The following is a 23,388-nucleotide window of genomic DNA, read 5'->3' on the forward strand; positions in this document are numbered from 1 at the left end:
GTCGTCAGCCGGGCAGGCCGAAGCCGTTGCCCTGCAGGACTCGTCGCCCTTCGTCGCCGCGCACGAACTGCGCGAAACCCTTCGCGTCGGCAGTGTCGCTCCACGCCGTGATCGGCAGTGTCGTCGTGACGTTCGAGGCCGTCGGTACCTCGACGCCGCTCACCTTCGAGCGTGCGCTCGAGGCGTCGGTGGCGTACACGAGCGCCGCCTCCGCGTCACCGGCGACGACCTTGGCGAGCGTTGCCTTGACGTCCTTCTCGTAGCTGACGATGTGTGGCGCGACCTTCGCCTTGGTGAGGGCCTTGTGGGCAGCGCGCCCGCACGGCACCTCCTTGGCGCACAGAACGGTGTCGACCTTCGCGAGGTCGGCGAGACCCGTGACGTGCGCTGGGTTTGCGCGGGGCGTGACGATCTCGAGGCGGTTCGTGGCGAACGGCGTCCACGCCTTGCCCTCGGCCAGATCCTTCGGCAGCTTCTTCGGTGCCTCTGTGTCGGCGAGAGCCACCACGTCGGCCGGGGCGTCGTGGGAGAGCTGGGTGACGATCGTCGAACTGGCCGCGAAGCTCACCTCGACGTGGGTGCCGGGGTGAGCCTTCTCGTAGGCGCGCGCCAACGTCGTGAACGACTCCGTGAGCGACGCGGCGGCAAGCACCGTGACGGTCTTGTCGTCGCCCTCCGACGCACGGCAGCCGCCGGCACCCATGGCGAGCGCTGCTGCAACCGGCACACTCATGAGGCGCCATGCCCGTGCCGTCACGCCTCGTCGTCGACCATCAACGAGCGGGCCGTCAGAAGATCCACGGGCGTGAGTTCGGGACGCTTCGGGAGGCGACCGTCACCGGAACTCGTGCCCTTGATACGACGTTCCACCCACGGCGCGAGGTACTGACGCGCCCACTCGGCGTCCTCGGCGACGCGCTGGCGCACCGGCTTCGGAGCCTGCGCCGGCAGGTGGGCGAGCCACTCGCCGGTCGTCGGAAGCCCGAGCGTCCATGCCGCCTGCTGCGCGACGCGCTTGTGGCCTTCGGCGGAAAGGTGCAGACGGTCGACGGACCACATGCGCGGATCGCGCAGAGGGGTCATCGACCACAGATCGAGCACGTAGCAGTCGTGCCGCTGCGCGATACCCCACAGGTTCGCAAGGTGCCACGTGATGCGCGGGCGCAGGCGCGTCATGATCTTCGACGCGGCGGGGTTGACGAGCGTCGCCAGCAGGACGTCGGAGCCGGCCTCCTTGAGGCGGACGACGGCGTCCTCGATGCCGGCCGCGAGATCGTCGAGGTTGACCGACGGGCGCATGATGTCGTTGCCGCCACCCACCATGCTCACGAGGTCGGGCTTCATCGCGAGGGCTGCGTCGAGCTGGGGGCCGATGACGTCCGCGAGTAGTCTGCCGCGCACCGCGAGGTTGGCGTACTCGAGCTTCGCGCCCCGCTCCTCCTGCTGCATCGCGATGTCGACGGCGAGGCGATCAGCCCACCCGAGGTAGGCGTCGTCCTCGCGGGGGTCGTGGTCGCTCATGCCCTCGGTGAAGGAGTCACCGATGGCGACGTACCGGTGCCAGAGCAGACCGTGGTGCGTCTGTTCGGATGCCTGAGCCCCGGGCGCGGGGAGGTCGTTCGTCATGCAATACGCCAATCGATCGTGTGGGTTCCGAGCTGCTCCAACAGCTCGTTCGTGCGGCTGAAGGGCTTGCTGCCGAAGAAGCCGCTGCGCGCGGAAAGCGGTGAGGGATGCGCGGATTCGACGGTCGGGGTGTCGCCGAGGTGCGGGGCGAGCGAGCGGGCGTCGCGACCCCAGAGAATGGCGACGAGGGGCTGCTTGCGCTCGACGAGCGCCGTGATGGCCTGCCCCGTGACGTTCTCCCAGCCGTGACCGCGGTGGCTTGCGGGCTTGCCGGGCTGAACGGTGAGGCAGCGGTTGAGCAGGAGCACGCCCTGGTCGGTCCACGCGCTCAGGTCACCGTGTTCCGGCGGCTCGATGCCGAGGTCGTCCTTGAGTTCCGCGTAGATGTTCTGCAGGCTGCGCGGGATCGGGCGGACGTGCGCATCGACGGCGAAGCTGAGCCCGATCGGGTGCCCAGGCGTCGGGTACGGGTCCTGGCCGACGATGAGGACGCGCACGTCCTCGAACGGCTGGGTGAACGCTCGCAGGACGTTCTCGCCCGCCGGCAGGTACCCGCGCCCGGCGGCCACTTCGTCGCGCAGGAACTGCCCGGCAGTGGCGATGTGGTCGGCGACCGGCGCGAGGGGTTCCACCCAGCTGGGATGTACGAGTTCGTCATACGGCTGCGGCATGCCGCCAAATCTATCGCGAGTCGATTCACCGCGCGGCGTGCTCCGAACGGGCCGGAGGCTCGAGCGTCTTGCACGTGGATGGTCGGTTTGGGTGAAGATGCGCGCGACGTCGGCGTCATCTTCAGCCAAACCCGCCATCCACGCGCCTTTGTCCTGGCCCTGGTGTTCGGGCGGGCAGGAGGCGACGATCTACCCTGGTCGCATGCCCGTCATCGAGACCCCTGCAGGTGCCCGCGTCCCCGGTGACGACGAGGCGCCCGGGCTGAGTGAACGAGACCGCGCCATGCTCGCCTTCGAGCGCGAGTGGTGGAAGCTGCCCGGCGCCAAGGAAGCCGCCATCAAGGAGCGCTTCGGCATGAGCGCGACGCAGTACTACCAGCAACTCAACGCCCTCGCCGACACGGCCGAGGCGCTCGCGGCCGACCCTCTGCTCGTCAAGCGCATCCAGCGCCGTCGCGCCTCACGCCGTCGCACGAGCTGAGCGCCCACCCCGACGTGCGTCTGCCGCTGTGAGCGAACACGGCGGTCGCAGCCCCGTCGCCGTTTGCACTCGCAGGGGGCGAGTGCTAATCATGGCCTTAGCACTCTGAACATGAGAGTGACAAAGACCTGACTGCATGAGTGAGGGTTCGGGGCTCGCGCGACATGACCGCGCGAACGATCGGGCTCGTCCGTCGCGGGCGCTGGTGCGGTCACTACGTACGTCACGTGGAGGAGCCACGCACATGGCCAAGACCATTGCTTTCGACGAGGAGGCCCGTCGCGGCCTCGAGCGCGGCATGAACACCCTTGCCGACGCGGTGAAGGTGACGCTCGGCCCCAAGGGCCGCAACGTCGTCCTCGAGAAGAAGTGGGGCGCACCCACGATCACCAACGACGGTGTCTCCATCGCCAAGGAGATCGAGCTCGACGACCCGTACGAGAAGATCGGCGCGGAGCTGGTCAAGGAGGTCGCCAAGAAGACCGACGACGTCGCCGGTGACGGCACGACGACGGCCACCGTCCTCGCGCAGGCCATGGTGAAGGAGGGCCTGCGCAACGTTGCGGCCGGCGCCAACCCGATGGCGCTCAAGCGCGGCATCCAGCAGGCCGTCGACGCCGTGAGCAAGCAGCTGCTCGACCACGCCAAGGAGATCGAGACGAAGGAGCAGATCGCTGCTACCGCGTCCATCTCCGCCGCTGACCCGCAGATCGGTGAGCTCATCGCCGAGGCCATGGACAAGGTCGGCAAGGAAGGCGTCATCACCGTCGAGGAATCGAACACGTTCGGCCTCGACCTCGAGCTCACCGAGGGTATGCGCTTCGACAAGGGCTACATCTCGGGTTACTTCGTCACCGACACCGAGCGTATGGAGGCCGTACTCGACGACCCGTACATCCTCGTCGTCAACTCGAAGATCTCGAACATCAAGGACCTGCTGCCGGTTCTCGAGAAGGTCATGCAGTCGGGCAAGCCCCTCATGATCATCGCCGAGGACGTCGAGGGCGAGGCCCTGTCGACGCTCGTGGTCAACAAGATCCGCGGCACGTTCAAGGCCGTTGCCGTCAAGGCTCCGGGCTTCGGTGACCGCCGCAAGGCCATGCTCGGCGACATCGCCATCCTCACGGGCGGCCAGGTCATCTCCGAGGAGGTCGGCCTCAAGCTCGAGACCACCGAGCTCGACATGCTCGGCCGCGCCCGCAAGGTCGTCGTCACGAAGGACGAGACGACGATCGTCGAGGGCGCCGGCGACGACGAGCAGATCAAGGGCCGTGTTGCTCAGATCCGCGCCGAGATCGAGAACTCCGACTCCGACTACGACCGCGAGAAGCTCCAGGAGCGCCTCGCGAAGCTGGCCGGTGGCGTCGCCGTCATCAAGGCCGGTGCCGCGACGGAGGTTGAGCTCAAGGAGCGCAAGCACCGCATCGAGGACGCCGTTCGCAACGCGAAGGCCGCCGTCGAGGAGGGCATCGTCGCCGGTGGTGGCGTCGCGCTCATCCAGGCCACGAAGGACGCCGAGTCGGCCTTCGCCGGTCTCGAGGGTGACGAGGCCACGGGTGCGAACATCGTGCGCGTCGCCGCTGAGGCTCCGCTCAAGCAGATCTCGCTCAACGCGGGTCTCGAGCCGGGCGTCATCGTCGAGAAGGTGCGCGGTCTGACGCCGGGCCACGGTCTCAACGCCGCCACGGGCGAGTACGTCGACATGATCTCCTCGGGCATCATCGACCCCGCCAAGGTGACGCGTTCGGCTCTGGAGAACGCTGCGTCCATCGCGGCGCTGTTCCTGACGACCGAGGCCGTCATCGCCGACAAGCCCGAGAAGAACGCAGGCGGCGACGCTGCGGGTGCGGGTATGGACGGCATGGGTGGCATGGGCTTCTGACGAAGCGCGCATGCGTAGGTTGAGGGTCGTCCGAGCGAATGCGAGGGCGGCCCTCGGCCGTAGCGGAGTGCGAGGAAGAAGCCCAGATAGACATGGGCTTCTGACCCTGGGAGGCGAAGGTTGGGGGCTCGGCGAGCGAAGCGAGCTCAGCCTCCGGCCGTAGCCGAGCGGGTGTCAGAAGCCCGAGAAGGAATGGCTTCTGACACCTGCAGGGCTCATCTCTGACGAAGCGGGCGATCACCTTCGGGTGGTCGCCCGCTTCGCTGTGCGCGTCGACCGGCGTGGTGGCGGCACAGTGACGCGTGCCTCACGGCCTATGTGCGACGTCGTCGCACCAGGGCGTTAGGGTAGGCCTGCGCCTCGGCGCTGGGGATTCTGGATCACAAGGAGTACGCACATGGTTCGCACGGCGAACAGGACGACCATCGCTGCGGCAGCGGCTGCGCTCGGAGTGGCTCTGGCGGGGTGCTCGGCGCCCGGGGGCTCCGACGGTGACAAGGCGTCGTCGTCGACGAACCAGATCACGCTGGCAGATGCCGAGCCGGTCGGTCAGTACTACCCGGTAGCCGGTTACGGCGCGACGGGCGTTTCACCTGTGTTCGAGGGTCTCCTGCGTCCGTCGGCGCCGAACGACAAGGAGCTTCCCGACCTCGCGCCCGCGCTGGCCGAGTCGAAGCCGAAGGTGAGCGACGGCGGCAAGACGTGGACGGTGCGCCTCAAGAAGGGCGTGACGTTCCACGACGGCAGCGCCTTCGACTCCAAGGACGTTGCGGCCACCTACCGCGCGGTGCTCGACCCGAAGTCGGCGTCGCCGATCGCCGACGACTACCGCCTCATCGACAAGGTGGAGACGCCGGACGCCTCCTCGGTCGTGTTCCGCCTCAAGGCGCCGAACGGCGGCTTCGCCTCGCGCCTGCTCCTCGGCATCGCGCCGAGCGAGAAGGTCACCTCGGGTGACGCGGCGAACTCCGAGCTCAACACCAAGCCCGTCGGCACGGGCGCGTTCAAGCTCCAGAGGCTCGCGCCGAACGAGGCCACGTTCGTCGCCAACGACAAGTACCGCAGCGGCAAGCCCGAGGTGGACAAGGTCGTCATCCGTCACGTCGAGGACGACAACGCCCGCATGCAGCAGGTCGTCTCCGGGCAGGTCGACGGCTCCGCTCTGCCGCCGCGCCTGGCCAAGAGCGTCGAGGGGCGTGACGGCCTCAAGGTCACCGGTGTGCGCTCCGCCGACTGGCGTGGGGTTTCGCTGCCGGTGTCCGTGCCGATCACCTCCCAGCCCGAGACGCGCCGTGCGCTCAACATCGGGGTGGACCGCGAGGCGCTCGTCGAGAAGGTGCTCGCCGGGCGCGGCACCCCGGAGGTCTGCCCCATCACGAAGGTCTTCCCCCAGCACGCCGACGTCGACTTCACGAAGGCCAAGGGTGCAGCCCGCAAGGCCGAGGCCGAGAAACTCCTCGACGAGGCGGGGTGGAAGAAGGGCGCCGACGGTGTCCGCACGAAGGACGGCAAGCGCGCCGAGCTGACGCTCGCCTACCCCGCGTCCGACACCCTGCGCCGCGAACTGGCCTCCGCCTTCGCCGACCAGTTGCGCGGCCTCGGCGTCAACGTGAAGCTGTGGGGCGGCAGCTGGGACGACATCGAACCCAAGATGCGCACGACGGCCGTCATGCTCGGTGGTGGCGACAACCCGTACACCGTCGACACCCAGGCCCACCGCGCGCTGCACTCGCGCGGTTCCGCGTCCGGGCCGTTCGACAACCCCGGCAACTACAAGAACGCGAAGGTCGACGCAGCTCTGGAGGCGGCACAGTCGACCTCCGACGAGACCGAAGCGACGAAGCAGTACCGCGCCGCGCAGGACGAGTACGTCAAGGACCCGGCGTACGTCGTGCTCGCCACGCTGCACCACACGTACGCCTCGCGCGACAAGGGTTTCTCCGGCCCGGCGCCGATCGTCGAGCCGCACTCTCACGGCACGACGTGGGGCCCGTGGTGGTCGCTGGGCGCATGGAAGAAGAACTGATCGCGTGAAGGAACTTCGTCGTCGGTTCGGGGAACGGCGTCACGAGATCGGCGTGCTCACGGCACGCCGTGCCCTCGCGACGCTGTTCGTCGTGCCCGCGGTGACGCTGGCAACTTTCGCGCTCGCGGCGCTCTCGCCGCTCGACCCGCTCGTCACCTACCTCGGGGACGGCTTTGAGCACACGGGTCGCGCCGAGCGCGACGCGATCAGCGACTCGCTCGGGCTTGACGTGCCGTTCTGGCAGACGTGGTGGAACTGGATGGCGAACGCCTTCACCGGCGACTTCGGTGCGAGCCACAGCCTCAAACAGCCCGTGACGACGGTGTTCGCCGAGCGCTTGCCGTGGACGCTGGGCCTGTCGGTCGTCGCGCTCGTCATCGCGCTGCTCGTCGCGTTCGGCGTCGCCGCTGTCGCCGCGTTGCGCCCCGACGGTCTGCTCGATCGCGCGCTCGAACGGGTGACGCTCGCCCTCACCGGAATGCCTCCGTTCGTCATCGGTCTGCTCGCCGTCGCGCTGTTCGCGGTGACCCTGCGCTGGTTCCCGGTCGGCGGGCTCACCGAGCCCGGGCAGCCGGTGACGTTCGGCGGCGTGGTGCACCACATCGTCATGCCCGCGGTCGTGCTCGCCCTGAGCCAGGTGCCCTGGTTCGCCCTGGCCCTGCGCGAGTCCGTGCGTGAGGCGCTCGGGAGCGGCGCCGTACGTGAGGCCCAGGTGCGCGGCCTCTCGCGCGGTGAGGTGCTGCGCGGCCACATCGCCCCGGTCTCTGCGGCCGCTCTCATCGCCCTCATGGGGGCGCGGCTGCCCGAGCTCGTCGTCGGCGCCCTCGTCGTCGAGGAGGTCTTCAGCTGGCCCGGCCTCGCCGACGCCACCGTGGAGGCGGCCCTGACGGCCGACTTCGCGTTGCTCGCCGCGGTCACCGCTGCCACGACGCTCGTCATGATGCTCGGCTCGTGGCTCTCGGACTGTGCCCTGCTCGTCGTCGACCCGCGAGCGCAGGTGGAGCGATGAGCCCCCGAAGCGTCTCTGCTGGTTTGCGGCCACGGCGCGGCCCGGCGATCGTTCTCGCCCTCATCGCGGCCTACGCCGTGTTGTGGCCGCTGCTCGCGTCGTCGGGGATGCGCGAGTCGAACTACGACACCGCCCGCACGGCCCCCGGCTGGCCGCACGTCATGGGCACCGACACGCTCGGTTTCGACGTGTCGGTCCAGGTGGCCGAGGCGCTGCGGGTCTCGCTCGTCGTCGCGCTGGGTGCGGCGCTCGTCGCGACAGTGCTCGGTCTTGCCGTCGGGACGGCGGCGGCCAGCCTCGGCGGGCGGGCGGATCGTCTGCTCATGCGCGTCACCGACGCCGTGGCCTCCGTGCCGCACCTTCTTGCGGCGATCGTCGTCGTCGCCATGTTCCGTGGCTCCGTCACGGCCATCCTCATCGCGCTCGCGCTGACGCACTGGCCCACCGTCGCCCGCGTGGTGCGGGCCGAGACCCAGGCCGTGCTCGCGTCCGAATACGTCGCGTGCTCCCGCGTCGCCGGAGCATCGTCGACGCAGATCGTGCGCCACCACGTGCTCTCCGCGGTGGCCCCGCAGACGGCGCTCGCCGTGACGATGCTCGTGCCGCACGCGATCTGGCACGAGTCGACCCTGTCGTTCCTCGGCATCGGTCTGCGCCCCGAACAGGCCAGCCTCGGCACGCTCATCGCGACCTCGCGCGCGGGGCTGCTCACCGGGCAGTGGTGGCCGCTCGTCTTCCCGTCGATCTTCCTCGTCGTGCTGACGTTGGCGCTGTCGTCGTTGTACGCGAAGCGCACACGTGGGGCTTCTGCGCCGCCCGCTCTGGTCGAGGCCGAGCAGGCCGGGTCGGAAGAGCCTTCTGACGAGGCGTCCGGCGCTCGCGATTCAGGCCACCGCGCTGCGCTGCGCCTCGAGCACGTCAGCGTGCGTCGTAGCCGCGGCGAGCAGACGACGCTCGCGTGCGACGACATCAGCTTCGCGGTCGCGGCGGGGGAGGTGGCGGCCCTCGTCGGTGAGTCCGGTGCTGGCAAGTCGACGCTCGTGGCGGCCTGCTGCGGTTTGGTGCCGCGTGACGCGCGCGTCGAGGGGCGCATCGTCGCGGGTGATGTCGTCGACCCGCACCGTCCGGGTTCGGCCTCCGCGCAGGTGGGCCACGTTCCGCAGGACGTCTCGGATGCGTTCACCCCGACCCGGCGCCTTCGCGGGCAGATCGAGGAGGTGCACCGCCGTCATGACGGTGCACGCGCCCTGGCCGAGCTCTGCGAGCTCGTGCACCTCGACGAGAACCTGCTCGAACGCTTTCCGCACCAGCTCTCCGGCGGTCAGCTGGCCCGCGCGGCGCTCGTCGCAGCGCTCGCCTCCGAACCGCGGGTGCTCGTGGCCGACGAACCGACGGCCGGCCTCGACCCCGAACTCGCCTCGCAGTTGCTCGCCGTGCTGCGCGGCATTGCGGACGACGCCGGCGTCGCCGTCCTCGTCGTGACGCACGAGATCGACGCCGTGCTGAGCGGCGACCTCGTCGACGGCGTGGCGGTGCTGCGTGACGGCGTCCTCGTGGCGCACACCGAGCCTGCAGCGTTGGCCGCCGAGACGTCCGACGACTACCTGCGGGCACTCACGGCGACGGCGGCGCGCGTCGGGCAGGGGGAGCGATGAGTCTCGTGGCACGCCAGGTGGCGTACACCTACCCGGGCGCGAACGGCGCGCAGGTCGGTCCGCTCGACCTCGAGGTGCTCCCGAGCGCCGTCACGGCCCTCGTGGGCCCCTCGGGTAGCGGCAAGTCGACACTGACGCGACTGCTCGCCGGGCTCCTCGCCCCGAGTGTCGGTGAGGTGCGCTGCGACGACGAACCCGTGCGTGCCGGGGGGCGGTTGAGTGGCCACACCGCGCTGCTCACCCAACACCCGCTCGCGGCGGCCGATCCGCGCATGCGCCTTGGCGACGCGATCCAGCTGGCGGCCCGTCTGCGCGGTCGGCAGGTCGATGCCGTGGCGCTCGCGGAGGAGGTGGGCCTCGACGGCTCGGTGCTCGACCGGTTGCCTCGTGAGGTTTCCGGAGGGCAGCTCCAGCGGCTGCTTCTCGCCCGAGCCCTCGCTCAGGGGCCGCGCTACCTCCTCGCCGACGAGGCCACGGCCCACCTCGACCCGATCACGTCGACGGCCATCGCTGACGCTCTCCGGCGCCGCGCGGCTGACGGGTTGGGCATCCTGCTCGTCACGCACGATCACGCGCTCGCCGCGTCGCTCGCCGAGTACCGCTACGCCCTCGACGCAGGGGGCCGCACGCTCTCGGCGTGAGTCGCTGAACCCTTCAACCCAGCCCTTGGGTGGCTTCACGCTGCCCGCGTTGACATGCACCTGCGCGCATATGAAACTAAGTGCATGTCGTTGCAGCACGCGCTCCTCGTCTCCCTCGCGGAGCAGGAGGCCACCGGGTACGACCTGACGCGTCGCTTCGACCGCTCGCTCGGCTTCTTCTGGCGAGCCACGCACCAACAGATCTACCGCGTCCTGGGGCGCATGGCCGAGGACGGCCTGCTCGCCGTCCGCATCGAACCGGGGGAGGGGCGCCCGGATCGACGGGTTTACGCCGTCACCGATCTCGGTCGCGAAGAGTTGCTGCGCTGGACGCGGGAGCCCACCCCGAGCGAACAGCTGCGCTCGGAGTTCGCCGTCAAGATCCGCGGCATGGGCTTCGGTGACGAGGACGCCGTCGTCGCCGACATTCGACGCCGGCGCGCCGAGCACGCCGAACAGCTCGCCTACTTCGAGGCGAACCGTGCCAAGCACTACCCGGACGTCGAAGCGCTCACCGACGAGGAGCGCCCGCTCTACGCGGTGCTGCGCGGCGGCATCCTCACCGAGCAGTCCCTGCTCGCGTGGTGCGACGAGATGCTCGACCTGTTCGGAGCCTCCGACGTTCCCGTCGCAGACACCCCACCGACTGACATCCGACACGAGACCACCGAGGCGCCCGAGGCGTCACGTACATCGAGGAGAACCGCATGAGTTACGAGCACCTGCTCAGCCCGCTCGAGGTGAGCGGCGTGACGCTGAAGAACCGCGTCATGATGGGCTCGATGCACACCGGCTTCGAGGACAAGAAGCGTGACTTCCCGCAGCTGGCGCGCTACTTCGCCGCCCGCGCCGAAGGTGGCACCGCGCTCATGGTGACGGGTGGTTTCGCGCCGAACACAACCGGTCAGCTCAGCCCGTTCGGGTCGATGCTCACCGCGAAGCGTCAGGTCGATCGCCACAAGATCGTCACCGACGCGGTGCACGAGCACGACAGCCGCATCCTCATGCAGATCCTCCACGCGGGTCGTTACGGCTACACGCCCTGGAGCAAGAGCGCGTCGAACAAGAAGTCGCCGATCACGCCGTTCCGCCCCAAGGCGATGACGACCAAGGACGTCGAGCGTACGATCCGCGACTACGCGACGTCGGCGCGCCTGGCGAAGGAAGCCGGCTACGACGGCGTCGAGATCATGGGTTCCGAGGGCTACCTCATCAACCAGTTCCTCGCCGCGCGCACGAACGACCGCACGGACCGCTTCGGTGGCAGCGCCGAGGCGCGTATGACCCTGCCGCGCGAGATCGTCCGTGCCGTGCGTGACGCCGCGGGTGAGGACTTCATCGTGCTGTACCGCATCTCGGTGGCGGACCTCGTCGACAACTCGCAGACGTTCGAGGAGATCGCGACGCTCGCGCAGCACCTGCAGGCCGACGGCGCGTCGATGTTCAACTCGGGCATCGGCTGGCACGAGGCTCGCATCCCGACGATCGTGACGTCGGTGCCGCGCGCCGCGTTCGCGTGGGCCACCGGCAAGCTGCGCGCCGAGGTCGACATCCCCGTCATCGCGAGCAACCGCATCAACACGCCCGAGGTGGCCGAGCAGCTGCTCGCCGACGGCCTGGCCGACATGGTCTCGATGGCGCGCCCGCTGCTCGCCGACCCGGACTTCGTCAAGAAGACCGAGGCCGGGCGTACCGACCTCATCAACACCTGCATCGCTTGCAACCAGGCCTGCCTCGACCACACCTTCGGCGGCAAGAAGGTGAGCTGCCTCGTCAACCCGCAGGCCGGGCGCGAGGGTGAGCTCGTGCTTCTGCCGGTGCCGAAGCAGCGCACCAAGAGCGTTGCCGTCGTCGGCGCCGGCCCCGCCGGCCTCGCCGCAGCGACGAACCTCGCCGAGCGCGGCCACGCCGTCACGCTGTTCGAGTCGCGCGATCACCTCGGTGGCCAGTTCCGTCTTGCGATGAACATCCCCGGCAAGGAGGAGTTCGCCGAGACCCTGCGCTACTTCACGCGTCGCCTCGAGGAGCTCAAGGTCGAGGTGCGCCTCGGCACGAAGGCCGACGCCGACGTGCTGGCCGAGTTCGACCACGTCGTGCTCGCCACGGGCGTCGTGCCGCGTCGCCCGCAGATCGAGGGCCTCGACCACCCGAAGGTCATCATGTACGACGAACTGTTGCGCGGCGAGAAGACGGCCGGCGCGAGCGTCGCCGTGGTCGGCGCCGGAGGCATCGGTTTCGACGTGAGCGAGTTCCTCCTGCACGAGCCGCACGAGACGCTCAAGCACTGGATGGAGCGCTGGGGCGTCACCGACTCCGAAACGGTGCCGGGCAACATCACCGAGAAGGTGATGGAGGATCCGCGCCGCCAGGTCTACCTCGTGCAGCGCAAGCACACGGCGCTCGGCAAGGGCCTCGGCAAGACGACCGGTTGGGTGCACCGGCAGACGCTCAAGGACTCGAAGGTCGAGTTCATCGGCGGCGCCACGTACGACCGCATCGACGATGACGGCCTCCACCTGACGCTCACCGCCGCGCCGCCGCGCCCCGTGGGCCCGGTGACGAAGCTGTCGAAGAAAACCGGCCTGCCGCTCGGCATGGTGCCGCAGCTCAAGGCGCTCGACAAGCGTCTGGGCAAGGTGTCGAGCGAGGCGCAGGAGAAGTTCGACGCCAGCGAGCCGGTCACGCGGGTGCTCGACGTCGACACCGTCGTCATCTGCGCCGGCCAGGAGTCGGTGCGCGACCTCATCCCCGGCCTCGACGAGAGCAAGGTGACCGTCATCGGCGGCGCCGATGTGGCCGCCGAGCTCGACGCGAAGCGTGCCATCAAGCAGGCGACGGAGGTTGCCGCCGCCTTGTGAGCCTGCAGGTCCGAAGCGCGCCCGCACGTTCTTCCACGCTAGGTCGTGGAGGTTCGCGCGGGCGCGCTTCGTGCGTGAGTGGGCTGTCAGGCGCTGATCCAGCGACGCATGTTGGTGTCCTCGGCCGTCGAGTACTCGTTGCTCGTGAGGTGAAGCGTCGAGCTGATCGAGCTGAGGGTGCCCTTGAGCTTCGTCATGTCGGTGTGCCACGTCGTCATGAGGGACGAGAAGTTGGTCGACGCCGAGCCCTTCCACTGCGTCTGCAGGGTCGTCAGCTTCGTGTTGAGGTTCGTCAGGGACGTCTCGAGCTCGGTGACGAGGGTAGCCGTGTCGGTGCCGTGGGTGGAGATCGCGTCGGAATCGACGGTGTACTGCGATGCCATGGTGCTGCCTTTCGAACGGGGGAGGCGAGGGGGTTCGTCTCCTCGAGTTCGACGGTAGGCAGGACGCTTCGAGCGGTGCGTTCGGTCATCCACAGGCGCGCCCAGCCGTCACACCTGTGGACGGTTGCGCACCCCCGACACGTGACTGCCCCTACCTTCTCTTGCCCCGGGTATCCCGTTGATGCCGTAGCCCATTGCCTTGTCTGTGACCACCGCCGGCTCGTGGTCTCGACGGCGCGGCCGTTTCCACCCCTTGTCAGTGCGGCGCGCTAGGTTGGCGGCATGAGCGAACGCACGATCGCGGCGGAGGCCGACGGCCTGACGATGGCGTACGGCGAGGGCGACGCGCGTGTCCTCGCGCTCGACGGGGTGAGCCTCGATCTTTACGAGGGCGAGTTCACCGCCGTCATGGGCCCGAGCGGATCGGGCAAATCCACCCTCATGCACTGCCTCGCTGCGCTCGAGACGCCCACCGACGGCAAGGTCTACATCGGTGACGCCGAGGTCAGCGGCCTCGACGACAAGCGCCTCACCGCGCTGCGCCGCGACCGCATCGGCTTCATCTTCCAGTCGTTCAACCTCGTGCCGACGCTCACAGCGCGCGAGAACATCCTGCTGCCCGCCTCGATCGCCAGGCGCAAGGTCGACCAGGAGCTGTTCGACGACGTCATCCACGCCGTCGGGCTCGAATCGCGCCTCGGGCACCGCCCCAGCCAGCTCTCCGGTGGCCAGCAGCAACGCGTCGCATGTGCGCGTGCCCTCGTCACGCAGCCCGACATCATCTTCGCCGACGAACCCACCGGCAACCTCGACTCCCGCTCCGGCGAAGAGGTCCTGAGCTTCCTTCGTCGCAGCGTCGACCGGCTCGGGCAGACCATCGTCATGGTCACCCACGACGCCTTAGCTGCCGGTTTCACCGATCGTGTCGTCTTCCTCGCCGACGGCCGCGTCGTCGACGAGATGCGCGACCCCACGTCGGAGCGCGTGCTCGACCGCATGAAGCAATTCGAGTCCCGCGCCGGGCGGCGATAAGGATGCTCGCCACCTCGCTCAAGACGGTGTGGGCGCGCAAACTGCGCCTGCTCATGAGCACGTTCGCCATCGTGCTCGGCGTCGCCTTCGTCGCCGGCTCGCTCATGTTCACCGACTCCCTCGGCAAGGCCTTCACCGGCATCATGAACGGCACCGTCGGTGACGCCAACGTCCGCCTCGCCCAGGAGAGCGGCGGCCACGGCTCGCGCCTCGGCGCTCGCATCATCCCGCGGAGCGCGCTCGAGAAGGCCCGAGCCACCGACGGCGTCAAGCAGGTCGACGGAGTCGTCACCTCCATTTCGGCCACCGTCCTGGCCAAGGACGGCAAGGTCATCGGCGGGCAGGGGGCGCCTGCGTTCGGCGTCAACTTCCACACAGCCAAGGCCGCCGAGGGCGCCGAGGGCCTCCACATCACCGAGGGCCGGGCACCGACGAAGAACGGTGAGATCGCGCTCGATCCGAAAACGGCAGAGCGCGGCGGCTACCGAATCGGCGACACCGTGAGCATCCTCACCACCGGTGAGACGCCGCGCTACTCCGGCAAACTCGTCGGCTTCGCCTCCTACGCCAACGGCTCGATGGTCGGCACGACGCTCGCCGTCGTCGACACGAAGACCTCCCAGAAGCTCTTCCTCGACGGGCGCGACGGCTACACCTCGCTGTGGGTCGAGGCCGAGCCCGGCACGTCCCAGGACGACGTCGTCAAGGCCCTCAAACCCACCGTTCCGGAGGGCTTCGAGGTCGTCACCGGCAAGCAGGCCTCAGACGAGGCGGCCTCCGGAATCCAGGACGCGCTGTCGTTCATCACGACCTTCCTCCTCGTCTTCGCGGGCGTCGCGCTGCTCGTCGGCTCGTTCCTCATCGTCAACACGTTCGGCATCCTCGTCGCGCAGCGCAGCAAGGAATTGGCGCTCATGCGCGCGCTCGGCGCGTCGCGGCGTCAGGTCTTCGGCGGCGTCGTCATCGAAGCGCTCGTCGTCGGTTTCATCGGTTCGGTGCTCGGCATCGGCGTCGGCGTCCTGCTCGCCAAGGGCATCTCGGCCCTGCTCGCTCGTCTCGGCGCCGAGATCGACATCGGTGGCCTCACACTCGAGCCCCGCACCATTATCGTGTCGCTCGTCATCGGCCTCGGCGTCACGACGCTCGCGGCCTGGCTTCCGGCCCGCCGTGCCTCCCGCATCTCACCGATCGCTGCCATGCGCGACGACCAGGTCGAGCCCGAGCAGACGGTCTCCCGTCGCGCGTGGTTCGGTGCGCTCCTGTTCGTCATCGGCGTCGCGCTCGTCGTCGCACAGCTCGTCACCGACTCGAGCATTTGGGTGTTCGTCACCGGCATGGTGCTCATGCTCTTCGGCACCATCGCGGCCACACCCGTGCTCGCCCGCCCGGTGGTACGCGGCATCGGTGCCCTCGCCCGGCGTCAGGGCGTCGTGGCACGCCTCGCCGAGGAGAACTCGCTGCGTAACCCGCGCCGCACCGCGGCCACGACATCGGCGCTCATGATCGGGCTCGCGCTCGTGTCGATGATGACGGTGTTCGGCGCCTCGGCCTCGGGCAGCATCGATGCCCTCATCGCCAAGAGTTTCCGCGGCGACTTCGTCGTGAGCGGCCAGCGCTCGGAGCCGATGTCGCAGAGCATCGCGCCGTCGATGAAGAAGGTCGACGGCGTCCGTGAGGTCTCACGCCAGCGCTACGGCGACGGCACGGCCAACGACGCTCCCGCCACCTTCCTGGCCGTCGACGCGGCCACGCTCGACGACGTTGCACCGATCACGGTGACGCAGGGTTCGAACGCGCTGGACGACTCGAAGCTCCTCGTCTCGACGGACGTCGCGAAGGCCTTCAACTGGAAGCCGGGCACTCAGGTGCGCATCACGGTCGACGGCTCGCACACCCGCGCGGTCAACGTCGCGGGTGTCTTCGACAAGGAGGACAACGACCGTCAGGACGACTACGTCGTCACCATCCCGACGTTCGAAGCAATCGGCGGTGCGGAGAAGGACAACATGCTCCACGTCCTCGCAGCCGACAGCGCCGACCGGAAGAAGGTGCAGGCCGGGCTCGAAGGTGTCGTCAAGGACATCCCGACGATCACGGTGAAGGACCAGGAGGGCTACGCGGCCGAGCAGCGCGCGCCGATCGACTCGATGCTCACCCTCATCTACGGCCTGCTCGGTCTCGCCATCGTCATCGCCGTGCTCGGCATCATCAACACGCTCGCGCTGTCCGTCATCGAGCGCACCCGCGAGATCGGGCTGCTACGGGCGGTCGGTCTGAGCCGCCGTCAGCTGCGCTCGATGGTGCGCCTTGAGGCCGTGACGATCTCGCTCATCGGTGCTCTCATCGGCGTTGTCCTCGGCACGATCTTCGGGGTGCTGTTCCAGCGCACGCAGGCCGATTCGGGTGTTGACGTCCTCGTCATTCCGTACGGGCGCCTCGCGCTCTTCCTCGTGCTCGCGGCCCTCGTGGGTGTGCTCGCCGCGTGGTGGCCGGCCCGACGCGCGTCGAAGCTCAACATCCTGTCCGCCATCGCCACAGAGTGATCAATCGAAGGAGAAGGCCGTGAGCGACACCGACCCCAGGATCGATGTTCTGTCCCAAGCGAACGTCGAACACGTGCCCGGCCCCCCAGACGTGACGACGGTGCTCGTCACGCTCCCGCCCGGCAGCGCGGGCAGCCCGCCGCACCGCCACCCCGACCCCGTCTTCGGCTACCTCATCTCCGGTGAGATGCGCTTCGAGGTCGAGGGTGAACCCGAGCGCATCATCCGCGCGGGGGAGGCGTTCTGGGAGCCGGGCGGCGACCTCATCCACTACCAGGACGCGAATAACCTCGACGACGCCGAGACCGTCTTCACCGTCACGGCAGTGCTGCCGCCGGGCGCCGACCTGCTCGTTCCCGTCAGCGACGAAGAACTGGCCGAGCGGGCTCACCTGCGGGCGCCGCGCTCGAACTGAGCTGCGGCGGCAGCCCTTGGGCGTGCACGATCGTCAGGGCGCTGACGGCACGCGTCAGGACGACGTAGAGGCGCCGTAGCCCCGTCAGCTCGTCGGCTTCGGCAGCCACGATGTCGGCCGGCTCCACCACGACAACGCGGTCGAACTCGAGGCCCTTCGCCACGTCGGAGGGCACGAGTTCGATCTGGTGATCCTCAGCATCGCCGTGATCGCTGCCCAGTCGTCCGTAGGCCAGCCCTGCCTCACGCAGCGCTGATTCGAGTGCGTCGAGCGTCGATCCGACGGCGATGACGCCAACCGATCCCGGCTCATTGGCCGCGCTGCGGATCGCGTCCAGCGTTCCTGCGGGGAGGGCCTGCGCGCCGTCGACCTTGAGGTGCTCGAGGCGCCCACGGTTGGAACGCACCGACTCCGGCGCTGCGAGCCCCGTCGCGATCGTCGGCAGGAGGAGCGCTGCGAACTCGATGACGGCCGCCGGCACACGGAATCCCTGACGCAGTTCCTCGAGGTGGAACTCGGGCTTGCCGAGGTGACCCATCGAGGCGTCCCACGAGCCGGGCGCCCACGGCGTCGTCGCCTGCGCGATGTCGCCGAGCACGGTGGCCGAGCCCGTCGAACAGCGACGGCCGACGGCGCGCAACTGCATGGCCGAGAGGTCCTGGGCCTCGTCGACGATGACGTGCCCGAGGCTCGTCGTGCGCTCGATCGCGTCCGCGGCTTCGTCGAGCAGCCCGAGGTCCGCGACGCTCCACCGCGCCGAGCCCTTGGCCCGCGGCGGCTTCGCCCACAGGGCGAGAGCCTGCTCGTCGGCGTCGAGGTCCTCGCGCGCGCATTCGGTGAGGAAGTCGGCGTCGGACAGGAGCCGGTGGACGACGCCGGCCGCGTCGATCTTGGGCCACAGCGCCTTGATGTACGCCTTCACCGGGGCGCTGCGCGCGATGGCGTCCTGCACCCGGTCGTCCGGCGAATCGCCCGACGCTTCGAGCTTCACCATGACGGCGTGCGCCAGCCGCTGCGCCAGCATGGCGCGGGCCGCTTCGTAACGCACACCCCGCGTACGCAGTTCGTCGACGATCTCCGCCACCTCGTAGGCGGCCACGCGCCACCGACGGGAGCCGCGCGGTACGACGAGCGCTTCGGTCGGTTCGCCGACGTGTGCCCAGACGGCACGGTGGATCACGGGCGCCCAGCGCGCGTCCCCCTTGAGCACGGCGACAGCCACGTCATCGGTGCCACGCACGACCCAGCGGCGTTCCTTCGGGGTTTCGGGGTCGGCGTCGCCCGAGAGGAGGGTCGCGATCGTCGCGTGGCGTACCCGCGCCTCGCCGAGCGACGGGAGCACGGCGGAGATGTGGTCGAGGAACGCCGCGTTCGGGCCGACGACGAGGACGCCGGCGCGATCGAGCCGTGCCCGGAAGGTGTAGAGCAACCACGCGGCGCGGTGCAGACCGACGGCGGTCTTACCGGTGCCGGGCGCTCCCTGGATGCAGACGGTGGTCGTCACGTCCGCGCGCACGAGAGCGTCCTGCTCGGGCTGGATGGTCGAGACGATGTCGCGCATCGGGCCGGAGCGCGGTCGCTCGATCTCTTCGGCGAGGATCGCGCTGCGCAGGTCGCCGTCGACGCCGTCGCCTTCGTTGGGGCGGCTGAGGTGCTCGTCCTCGTAGGCGGTCAGTTCGCCGCGCTCGACGCCGAATCGTCGCCGCAGGCTGACGCCCATGGGCTCGGCGGGCGAGGCCCGGTAGAACGCCGTCGAAACCGGTGCGCGCCAGTCGATGACGAGCGGGTCGCCGTCCTCGTCGGAGACGTGTCGGCGCCCGACGTAGAGCTGTTCCTCGTGGGCCGTGGCCTGCGTCGGGTCGGTGTAGTCGATGCGACCGAAGAAGAGGGTTGTCGACGGGTCGTCGGTCAGGGCCGCCACGCGCCGGGCAAGCGTCGCTCCGAGGGCCTCACCGCTGACGGCGTCGCTCGCCTTCGACGCATCCAGGGCCAGTGTCGCCTCCCGCATCCGGGCGAGGTTGGCGCGCGCCCGGGCGAGGTGTTCGCGTTCGTGGGTGAGGACGGCGTCCGACGTGGGTGCGGGCATGGGTGACTCACCTCGGGTCGCGAGCGGCGGGGGAGAGCCAACAATAGCGGGCTCGGCCGCACTGCTCGGTGCCGCTGTCGACGCGCACGGCCCACCCCGATGTTGCCGGGATGGGCCCTGCGAACTGACGCGTCCTCAGGTCACTTCTTGGCGGGCTGGGCTCCGAGCGTGACCTGGACGTTCTGCTGCTTGCCGTCGCGGATGATCGTCAGTTTCACCGTGCTGCCCACCGTGCGTGAGCGCACCTGCGCGACGAGCGCGTTCGCCGACGTGATGGGCTGACCGTCGAGCTCGATGATGGCGTCGTTCTCACGCAGGCCGGCCTTTTCGGCGCCGCTGCCCTTGCTCACGGACGAGACCTTCGCCGCGGTGAGCGTGGCCTTTCCGTTGCTCACCTCTGTGGGCTGAGTGGAGATGCCGAGCAGTGCGTGCTCGGCCTCGCCCTTGTCGATGAGCTGGTCGGAGATGTTCTTCACGACGCTCATCGGGATGGCGAAGCCGATACCGATGTTGCCGCTCTGGCCGGAGCCGCCGCCGGAACTCAACGACGCGATCGAGGAGTTGATGCCGATGAGACGGCCGCTGCCGTCGACGAGCGCACCACCGGAGTTGCCCGGGTTGATGGCGGCCGAGGTCTGAATCGCGTTCGTCACGACGGTGTCGTTCGACGTCGACGACCCCCCGGAGTTTCCGCCGCTCGTCGTCACAGGACGGTTCATCGCGGAGACGATGCCCGTCGTCACGGTGCCCGCGAGGCCGAGGGGGTTACCGACGGCCATGACGGGCTGGCCGACGACGAGCTTCTTGTCGTCGCCGATCTCCACCGGGGTGAGCGACGGCACGTCCTTGATACGGATGACGGCGAGGTCGGTGGACGGGTCGGTGCCCACGATGTCGGCCTTGTAAGTGCGGTTGTTGTGCAGCGTCACCTGCACCTCGGCGTCGTCCCCGCGATCGCCGCCCGCGACGACGTGGTTGTTCGTGACGATGTTGCCCTGCTTGTCGAGGATGACGCCCGAGCCCTGCCCGCCGTTGTCGCCGGAACGGACCGAGATCGAGACGACGCTCGGGTTCACCTTCGCCGCCGTCGCCGACCAGTTGACGGTGCCCGCGTCGGCGAAGTCCTTCGGGTCGGCCTTGATGACGGTGGAGTTACCGCTCGTGTAGCCGGTGCCGTCGTCGCCTGCCTTCACGACGCCGTAGGTGCCTGCGGAGGCGAGCGCCGCTGCGAGGACGGCGGTGGCGCCGACCGCAGCGAACAGGCCCTTGCGACTCTTCGCCTTCTCCTGGTCGGTCGTCGAGAACGCCGAGGCCGCGGGGCCCTGTGCCGCCGGACCGCCGGGGTGGGCGTTCATCGCGGCGTACCCGCCCGCCGGAGCGCCCCAGGGCGCTTGCTGTTGGGGGTTCGGAGCCTGCGCCGGTTGCTGGCGTGGCTGCCCGGCCGTGCCCTGGTGGCCCGCTTCCTGGCTGTTCGGGTGGTCACCGGGGCCGTACGGACGTGCCGGTTCGGGACGGATCTCCTGCGTGGCGTCGACGGGGCGCGAGCCTCCCGAGGGAGTGGAGGTGTCACCCTGGCCGGGACGGCCCGAGTCGGAAGCGCCGGTGGCAGGAGCCTGATGCTGACCGGGCAGCGGGCGCCGCATCCCGCCGTCCGGGCGGTCTGGCGTGGCGTTCGGGTGGTCGGTCATGTCGAGACTCCTGCTGTCGCGTGGTCCTTCTTCGAACCGAGGTTAGTGGGTCGTGTGCGCTGGGTGCGCATCGGTTGAGCGGGCCTGGCCTGTCTGTGGATCCGCTGTGCGGCCGGAGGGCAGACGGAGAGTGAACGTGGCTCCGCCGCCAGGAGTTTCGTCGACCGACGCGGTGCCGTGGTGGGCCGCTGCGATGGCGGCCACGATGGACAGGCCGAGGCCGGTGCTGCCCTGGGTGCGGCTGCGGGCCGGGTCGGCGCGGTAGAAGCGGTCGAACACGCGCTCGCGCATCGACTCGGGGATGCCGGGGCCGTGGTCGACCACTTGGAGCACCGCATCGCGCCGTCCGTCCGGGCCGGGCAGGTACCCGACGCGGACGTCGACCTCGGTGCCCTCGGGCGTGTAGCGCTCGGCGTTCGTCACGAGGTTCGTCACGACCTGCCGCAGGCGCTGCTCGTCTCCGCGCACCGTGACGGGCCCGAGCGGTCCGTCGATGCCGCGCACTCGGAAGCGCTGTGAGGTGACGCGGGCCTCTGCGTCGGCGACGGCGTCCGCAGCGATGACGGTGAGATCCACGTCGGAGACGGGGCGTGCGGTCGCGGCCGAGTCGGAACCGACCGTCGCGGCGCGCTGTTCGGTCTCGAGGCGCGAGAGCAGGAGCAGGTCGTCGACCATGGCGCTCATCCGCTTGGCTTCGTTCTCGATGCGCCCGAATCCGGCGGACACGTCGGCCGGGTCGGTGACGGCGCCGACGCGGTACAACTCCGCATAACCGCGGACGGTCGCGAGGGGAGTGCGCAGCTCGTGGGAGGCATCTGCGACGAAGCGTCGCATGCTCTCCTCACTGCGATCCTTGACGGCCATCGAGCGCTCGATCTGGCTCAGCATGACGTTGAGGGAGTGCGCGAGGCTCTCTACCTCGTCGGTCGTTTCCGGGTCGGGCACGCGGCGCGTGAGGTCACCGGCTGCGATGGCCGCGGCTGTGTCCTCGATGTCGCGCAACGGGCGCAACGCGCGGCGCACGGCCCACAGGCCCGCGCCCGTCGCGATGAGCAGTGCGAGGGAGCTGACGGCGATCGTCATGATCTGCATGCGGCGTACGACAGTGCGCACGTTCGCCAGGCTGACGGCGACCGCATAGGGGCGGCCCGAGGCCTCGTCGATGCCTTGCACCATGCGCCACTTCGTCGTCGACGAGCCCTGGGAGCCGATCGTTTGCGGCGTGCCTTCCGACGTGCGGGCCGTTCGGGCCGAGACGACGGGGAAATCGGGGCGCGGGCCGGTGGCCGGAACGTAGTCGTGGGTGCGCCGGGAATCGACGATGCGGGCCGCGTAGACGTTGAGCGGCACCGCGCGCGTCATGTACGGCTCTTCGGATTCCTGCTGGATCGTTGAGGAGACGAGGGTCGGCGCGGCGGCCTGGAGGTCGGCGTCCTCTCGCTGCACGAGGTAGGTCTCGAGCTGCCAGGAGCCGGCGGTGCCGACGACGAACATCGCCGCACCGAGCAGGCTTGCGAGTACCGCGATGATGCGTGCACGAAGAGGCCAGCGGTGAATGCCGCCCCGCAACCTGGCGTACTGCTCGCGGGCCGTGCGGCCGGGAGTTGAGAGCGTCGACGGCGTCGGACGCGGCGACTGGGAGGTCAGAGCGTGGCCTCGTTCAGCGCGGTTCGCGCAGCACGTACCCGACGCCGCGCTTGGTGTGGATGAGCGGCTCGGAGAAGTCCGCGTCGATCTTGCGGCGCAGGTAGGAGATGTACGACTCGACGATGCCCGCCTCGCCGCGGAAGTCGTAGTCCCACACGTGGTCGAGGATCTGGCTCTTGCTCACGACGCGGCCCGCGTTGAGCATGAGGTAGCGCAACAGCTTGAACTCGGTGGGGGAGACATCGATGACGCGTCCGGCGCGGCGCACCTCGTGGCTGTCGTCGTCGAGTTCGAGGTCGGCGACGCGCACCGTGGGGCCGTCGGTGTCGTCGGCCTTCGTGCGACGCAGCACGGCGCGGATGCGGGCGACGACCTCCTCGAGGCTGAACGGCTTGGTGATGTAGTCGTCACCGCCGACGGTGAGGCCCTTGACCGTGTCGTCGACCGAGTCACGGGCGGTGAGGAACACGATCGGCAGCTCACGGCCGCCGTCACGCAGCTGTTTCGTCACGGTGAAGCCGTCCATGTCGGGCAACATGACGTCGAGCACGGCGAGGTCGAAATCCTGCGTGGCGGCGAGCCCGAGGCCTTCGCTGCCGCTGCCGGCAACCGCGACGTCGAAACCGGCGAACTTCATGCTCGTGGCGAGAAGGTCGCGGATGTTGGTGTCGTCCTCGACGATGAGGATGCGTGCCTCGGGTGTGCTCATACCGACCATTCTGATCGTCGAGTCTGGAAGTTTTCT

Annotated in this window: 19 protein-coding genes; 11 read left to right on the forward strand and 8 right to left on the reverse strand. The window is 69.3% G+C overall.

All coding sequences use genetic code 11. The features are described 5' to 3' along the window. Nucleotides 1-4: 4 nt before the first annotated feature. The 3 genes from modA to H7F30_RS06355 are packed head-to-tail and all read right to left on the reverse strand — an operon-like array spanning nucleotide 5 to nucleotide 2,297. The gene (gene modA, locus H7F30_RS06345; RefSeq protein ID WP_187037454.1) at nucleotides 5-757 is read right to left on the reverse strand and encodes a molybdate ABC transporter substrate-binding protein; all 753 of its coding nucleotides are present in this window, start codon (nucleotides 755-757) and stop codon (nucleotides 5-7) included. Then, nucleotides 754-1,626: an SGNH/GDSL hydrolase family protein gene (locus H7F30_RS06350; protein ID WP_047312309.1), complete on the reverse strand. Its 873-nt coding sequence runs from the start codon at nucleotides 1,624-1,626 to the stop codon at nucleotides 754-756. The genes modA and H7F30_RS06350 overlap by 4 nt, the downstream gene beginning before the upstream one ends. After that, nucleotides 1,623-2,297 carry a uracil-DNA glycosylase gene (locus H7F30_RS06355; protein ID WP_187037456.1) on the reverse strand — a complete coding sequence of 225 codons (675 nt, stop codon included), beginning with the start codon at nucleotides 2,295-2,297 and terminating at the stop codon, nucleotides 1,623-1,625. Before H7F30_RS06355 ends, H7F30_RS06350 begins: the two co-directional genes overlap by 4 nt. A gap of 202 nt (nucleotides 2,298-2,499) precedes the next feature. Between H7F30_RS06355 and H7F30_RS06360 the strand changes: the two genes are divergently transcribed. The 8 genes from H7F30_RS06360 (at nucleotide 2,500) to H7F30_RS06395 (ending at nucleotide 12,849) form a co-directional block, all read left to right on the forward strand. Then, complete coding sequence (locus H7F30_RS06360) at nucleotides 2,500-2,778, forward strand: DUF3263 domain-containing protein (protein ID WP_047312307.1); 279 nt, start codon at nucleotides 2,500-2,502, stop codon at nucleotides 2,776-2,778. 244 nt (nucleotides 2,779-3,022) lie between these two features. Then, nucleotides 3,023-4,660 (forward strand): chaperonin GroEL, encoded by a 1,638-nt coding sequence (groL, locus tag H7F30_RS06365; RefSeq protein ID WP_047312306.1) that lies wholly within the window; start codon nucleotides 3,023-3,025, stop codon nucleotides 4,658-4,660. A 397-nt stretch (nucleotides 4,661-5,057) separates the two neighbouring features. Then, entirely contained in the window at nucleotides 5,058-6,686 is a 1,629-nt protein-coding gene (locus H7F30_RS06370) for an ABC transporter substrate-binding protein (protein ID WP_187037458.1), read from the forward strand. 4 nt (nucleotides 6,687-6,690) lie between these two features. Continuing rightward, nucleotides 6,691-7,695 carry an ABC transporter permease gene (locus H7F30_RS06375; protein WP_129665613.1) on the forward strand — a complete coding sequence of 335 codons (1,005 nt, stop codon included), beginning with the start codon at nucleotides 6,691-6,693 and terminating at the stop codon, nucleotides 7,693-7,695. Continuing rightward, nucleotides 7,692-9,350: an ATP-binding cassette domain-containing protein gene (locus H7F30_RS06380; RefSeq protein WP_187037460.1), complete on the forward strand. Its 1,659-nt coding sequence runs from the start codon at nucleotides 7,692-7,694 to the stop codon at nucleotides 9,348-9,350. Before H7F30_RS06375 ends, H7F30_RS06380 begins: the two co-directional genes overlap by 4 nt. Next, the gene (locus tag H7F30_RS06385; RefSeq protein WP_187037462.1) at nucleotides 9,347-9,991 is read left to right on the forward strand and encodes an ATP-binding cassette domain-containing protein; all 645 of its coding nucleotides are present in this window, start codon (nucleotides 9,347-9,349) and stop codon (nucleotides 9,989-9,991) included. The genes H7F30_RS06380 and H7F30_RS06385 overlap by 4 nt, the downstream gene beginning before the upstream one ends. Nucleotides 9,992-10,075: 84 nt before the next feature. Next, on the forward strand, nucleotides 10,076-10,702 hold the full coding sequence (locus H7F30_RS06390) for a PadR family transcriptional regulator (protein WP_118913491.1): 627 nt from the start codon (nucleotides 10,076-10,078) through the stop codon (nucleotides 10,700-10,702). After that, on the forward strand, nucleotides 10,699-12,849 hold the full coding sequence (locus H7F30_RS06395; RefSeq protein ID WP_187037464.1) for an NADPH-dependent 2,4-dienoyl-CoA reductase: 2,151 nt from the start codon (nucleotides 10,699-10,701) through the stop codon (nucleotides 12,847-12,849). The genes H7F30_RS06390 and H7F30_RS06395 overlap by 4 nt, the downstream gene beginning before the upstream one ends. A gap of 86 nt (nucleotides 12,850-12,935) precedes the next feature. Here the strand turns inward: H7F30_RS06395 and H7F30_RS06400 are convergent, their stop codons facing one another. Beyond that, complete coding sequence (locus H7F30_RS06400; protein WP_047312300.1) at nucleotides 12,936-13,232, reverse strand: WXG100 family type VII secretion target; 297 nt, start codon at nucleotides 13,230-13,232, stop codon at nucleotides 12,936-12,938. Nucleotides 13,233-13,514: 282 nt separating this feature from the next. Here H7F30_RS06400 and H7F30_RS06405 point away from each other — a divergent pair, with 282 nt between their 5' ends. The 3 genes from H7F30_RS06405 to H7F30_RS06415 are packed head-to-tail and all read left to right on the forward strand — an operon-like array spanning nucleotide 13,515 to nucleotide 17,222. Continuing rightward, nucleotides 13,515-14,264, forward strand: a complete 750-nt coding sequence (locus H7F30_RS06405) for an ABC transporter ATP-binding protein (RefSeq protein WP_187037465.1) — start codon at nucleotides 13,515-13,517, stop codon at nucleotides 14,262-14,264. Nucleotides 14,265-14,266: 2 nt separating this feature from the next. Beyond that, nucleotides 14,267-16,807, forward strand: coding sequence for an ABC transporter permease (locus tag H7F30_RS06410; protein WP_187037467.1), 2,541 nt, complete (start codon nucleotides 14,267-14,269; stop codon nucleotides 16,805-16,807). Between the two features lie 19 nt (nucleotides 16,808-16,826). Beyond that, complete coding sequence (locus H7F30_RS06415; RefSeq protein ID WP_187037469.1) at nucleotides 16,827-17,222, forward strand: cupin domain-containing protein; 396 nt, start codon at nucleotides 16,827-16,829, stop codon at nucleotides 17,220-17,222. Here H7F30_RS06415 and H7F30_RS06420 read toward each other — a convergent pair. The 4 genes from H7F30_RS06420 to H7F30_RS06435 form a co-directional block, all read right to left on the reverse strand. After that, a complete protein-coding gene (locus H7F30_RS06420; protein ID WP_187037471.1) occupies nucleotides 17,167-19,308 on the reverse strand; it encodes an AAA family ATPase in 2,142 nt (713 codons plus the stop codon). The two genes, H7F30_RS06415 and H7F30_RS06420, sit on opposite strands and share 56 nt — an antisense overlap. 140 nt (nucleotides 19,309-19,448) lie before the next feature. Further along, nucleotides 19,449-20,996 carry a S1C family serine protease gene (locus H7F30_RS06425; RefSeq protein WP_255464981.1) on the reverse strand — a complete coding sequence of 516 codons (1,548 nt, stop codon included), beginning with the start codon at nucleotides 20,994-20,996 and terminating at the stop codon, nucleotides 19,449-19,451. A gap of 42 nt (nucleotides 20,997-21,038) precedes the next feature. Next, a complete protein-coding gene (locus H7F30_RS06430) occupies nucleotides 21,039-22,490 on the reverse strand; it encodes a cell wall metabolism sensor histidine kinase WalK (RefSeq protein ID WP_187037473.1) in 1,452 nt (483 codons plus the stop codon). Between the two features lie 166 nt (nucleotides 22,491-22,656). Further along, nucleotides 22,657-23,352, reverse strand: a complete 696-nt coding sequence (locus tag H7F30_RS06435) for a response regulator transcription factor (RefSeq protein ID WP_129665629.1) — start codon at nucleotides 23,350-23,352, stop codon at nucleotides 22,657-22,659. Between the last annotated feature and the right edge of the window lie 36 nt (nucleotides 23,353-23,388).

The organism is Dermacoccus sp. PAMC28757, assembly GCF_014302635.1.
In the GTDB taxonomy this organism is placed as follows: domain Bacteria; phylum Actinomycetota; class Actinomycetes; order Actinomycetales; family Dermatophilaceae; genus Dermacoccus; species Dermacoccus abyssi.

Bases quoted from the DNA above. Each gene is read 5' to 3' on its own strand.
- H7F30_RS06385 (WP_187037462.1), top strand. From the start codon at position 9,347: ATGAGTCTCGTGGCACGCCAGGTGGCGTACACCTACCCGGGCGCGAAC.
- H7F30_RS06390 (WP_118913491.1), top strand. From the start codon at position 10,076: ATGTCGTTGCAGCACGCGCTCCTCGTCTCCCTCGCGGAGCAGGAGGCC.
- H7F30_RS06380 (WP_187037460.1), top strand. From the start codon at position 7,692: ATGAGCCCCCGAAGCGTCTCTGCTGGTTTGCGGCCACGGCGCGGCCCG.
- H7F30_RS06395 (WP_187037464.1), top strand. From the start codon at position 10,699: ATGAGTTACGAGCACCTGCTCAGCCCGCTCGAGGTGAGCGGCGTGACG.
- H7F30_RS06425 (WP_255464981.1), bottom strand. From the start codon at position 20,996: ATGACCGACCACCCGAACGCCACGCCAGACCGCCCGGACGGCGGGATG.
- H7F30_RS06350 (WP_047312309.1), bottom strand. From the start codon at position 1,626: ATGACGAACGACCTCCCCGCGCCCGGGGCTCAGGCATCCGAACAGACG.
- H7F30_RS06360 (WP_047312307.1), top strand. From the start codon at position 2,500: ATGCCCGTCATCGAGACCCCTGCAGGTGCCCGCGTCCCCGGTGACGAC.
- H7F30_RS06435 (WP_129665629.1), bottom strand. From the start codon at position 23,352: ATGAGCACACCCGAGGCACGCATCCTCATCGTCGAGGACGACACCAAC.
- H7F30_RS06420 (WP_187037471.1), bottom strand. From the start codon at position 19,308: ATGCCCGCACCCACGTCGGACGCCGTCCTCACCCACGAACGCGAACAC.
- H7F30_RS06410 (WP_187037467.1), top strand. From the start codon at position 14,267: ATGCTCGCCACCTCGCTCAAGACGGTGTGGGCGCGCAAACTGCGCCTG.
- H7F30_RS06405 (WP_187037465.1), top strand. From the start codon at position 13,515: ATGAGCGAACGCACGATCGCGGCGGAGGCCGACGGCCTGACGATGGCG.
- H7F30_RS06370 (WP_187037458.1), top strand. From the start codon at position 5,058: ATGGTTCGCACGGCGAACAGGACGACCATCGCTGCGGCAGCGGCTGCG.
- groL (WP_047312306.1), top strand. From the start codon at position 3,023: ATGGCCAAGACCATTGCTTTCGACGAGGAGGCCCGTCGCGGCCTCGAG.
- H7F30_RS06355 (WP_187037456.1), bottom strand. From the start codon at position 2,297: ATGCCGCAGCCGTATGACGAACTCGTACATCCCAGCTGGGTGGAACCC.
- H7F30_RS06400 (WP_047312300.1), bottom strand. From the start codon at position 13,232: ATGGCATCGCAGTACACCGTCGATTCCGACGCGATCTCCACCCACGGC.
- H7F30_RS06430 (WP_187037473.1), bottom strand. From the start codon at position 22,490: ATGTTCGTCGTCGGCACCGCCGGCTCCTGGCAGCTCGAGACCTACCTC.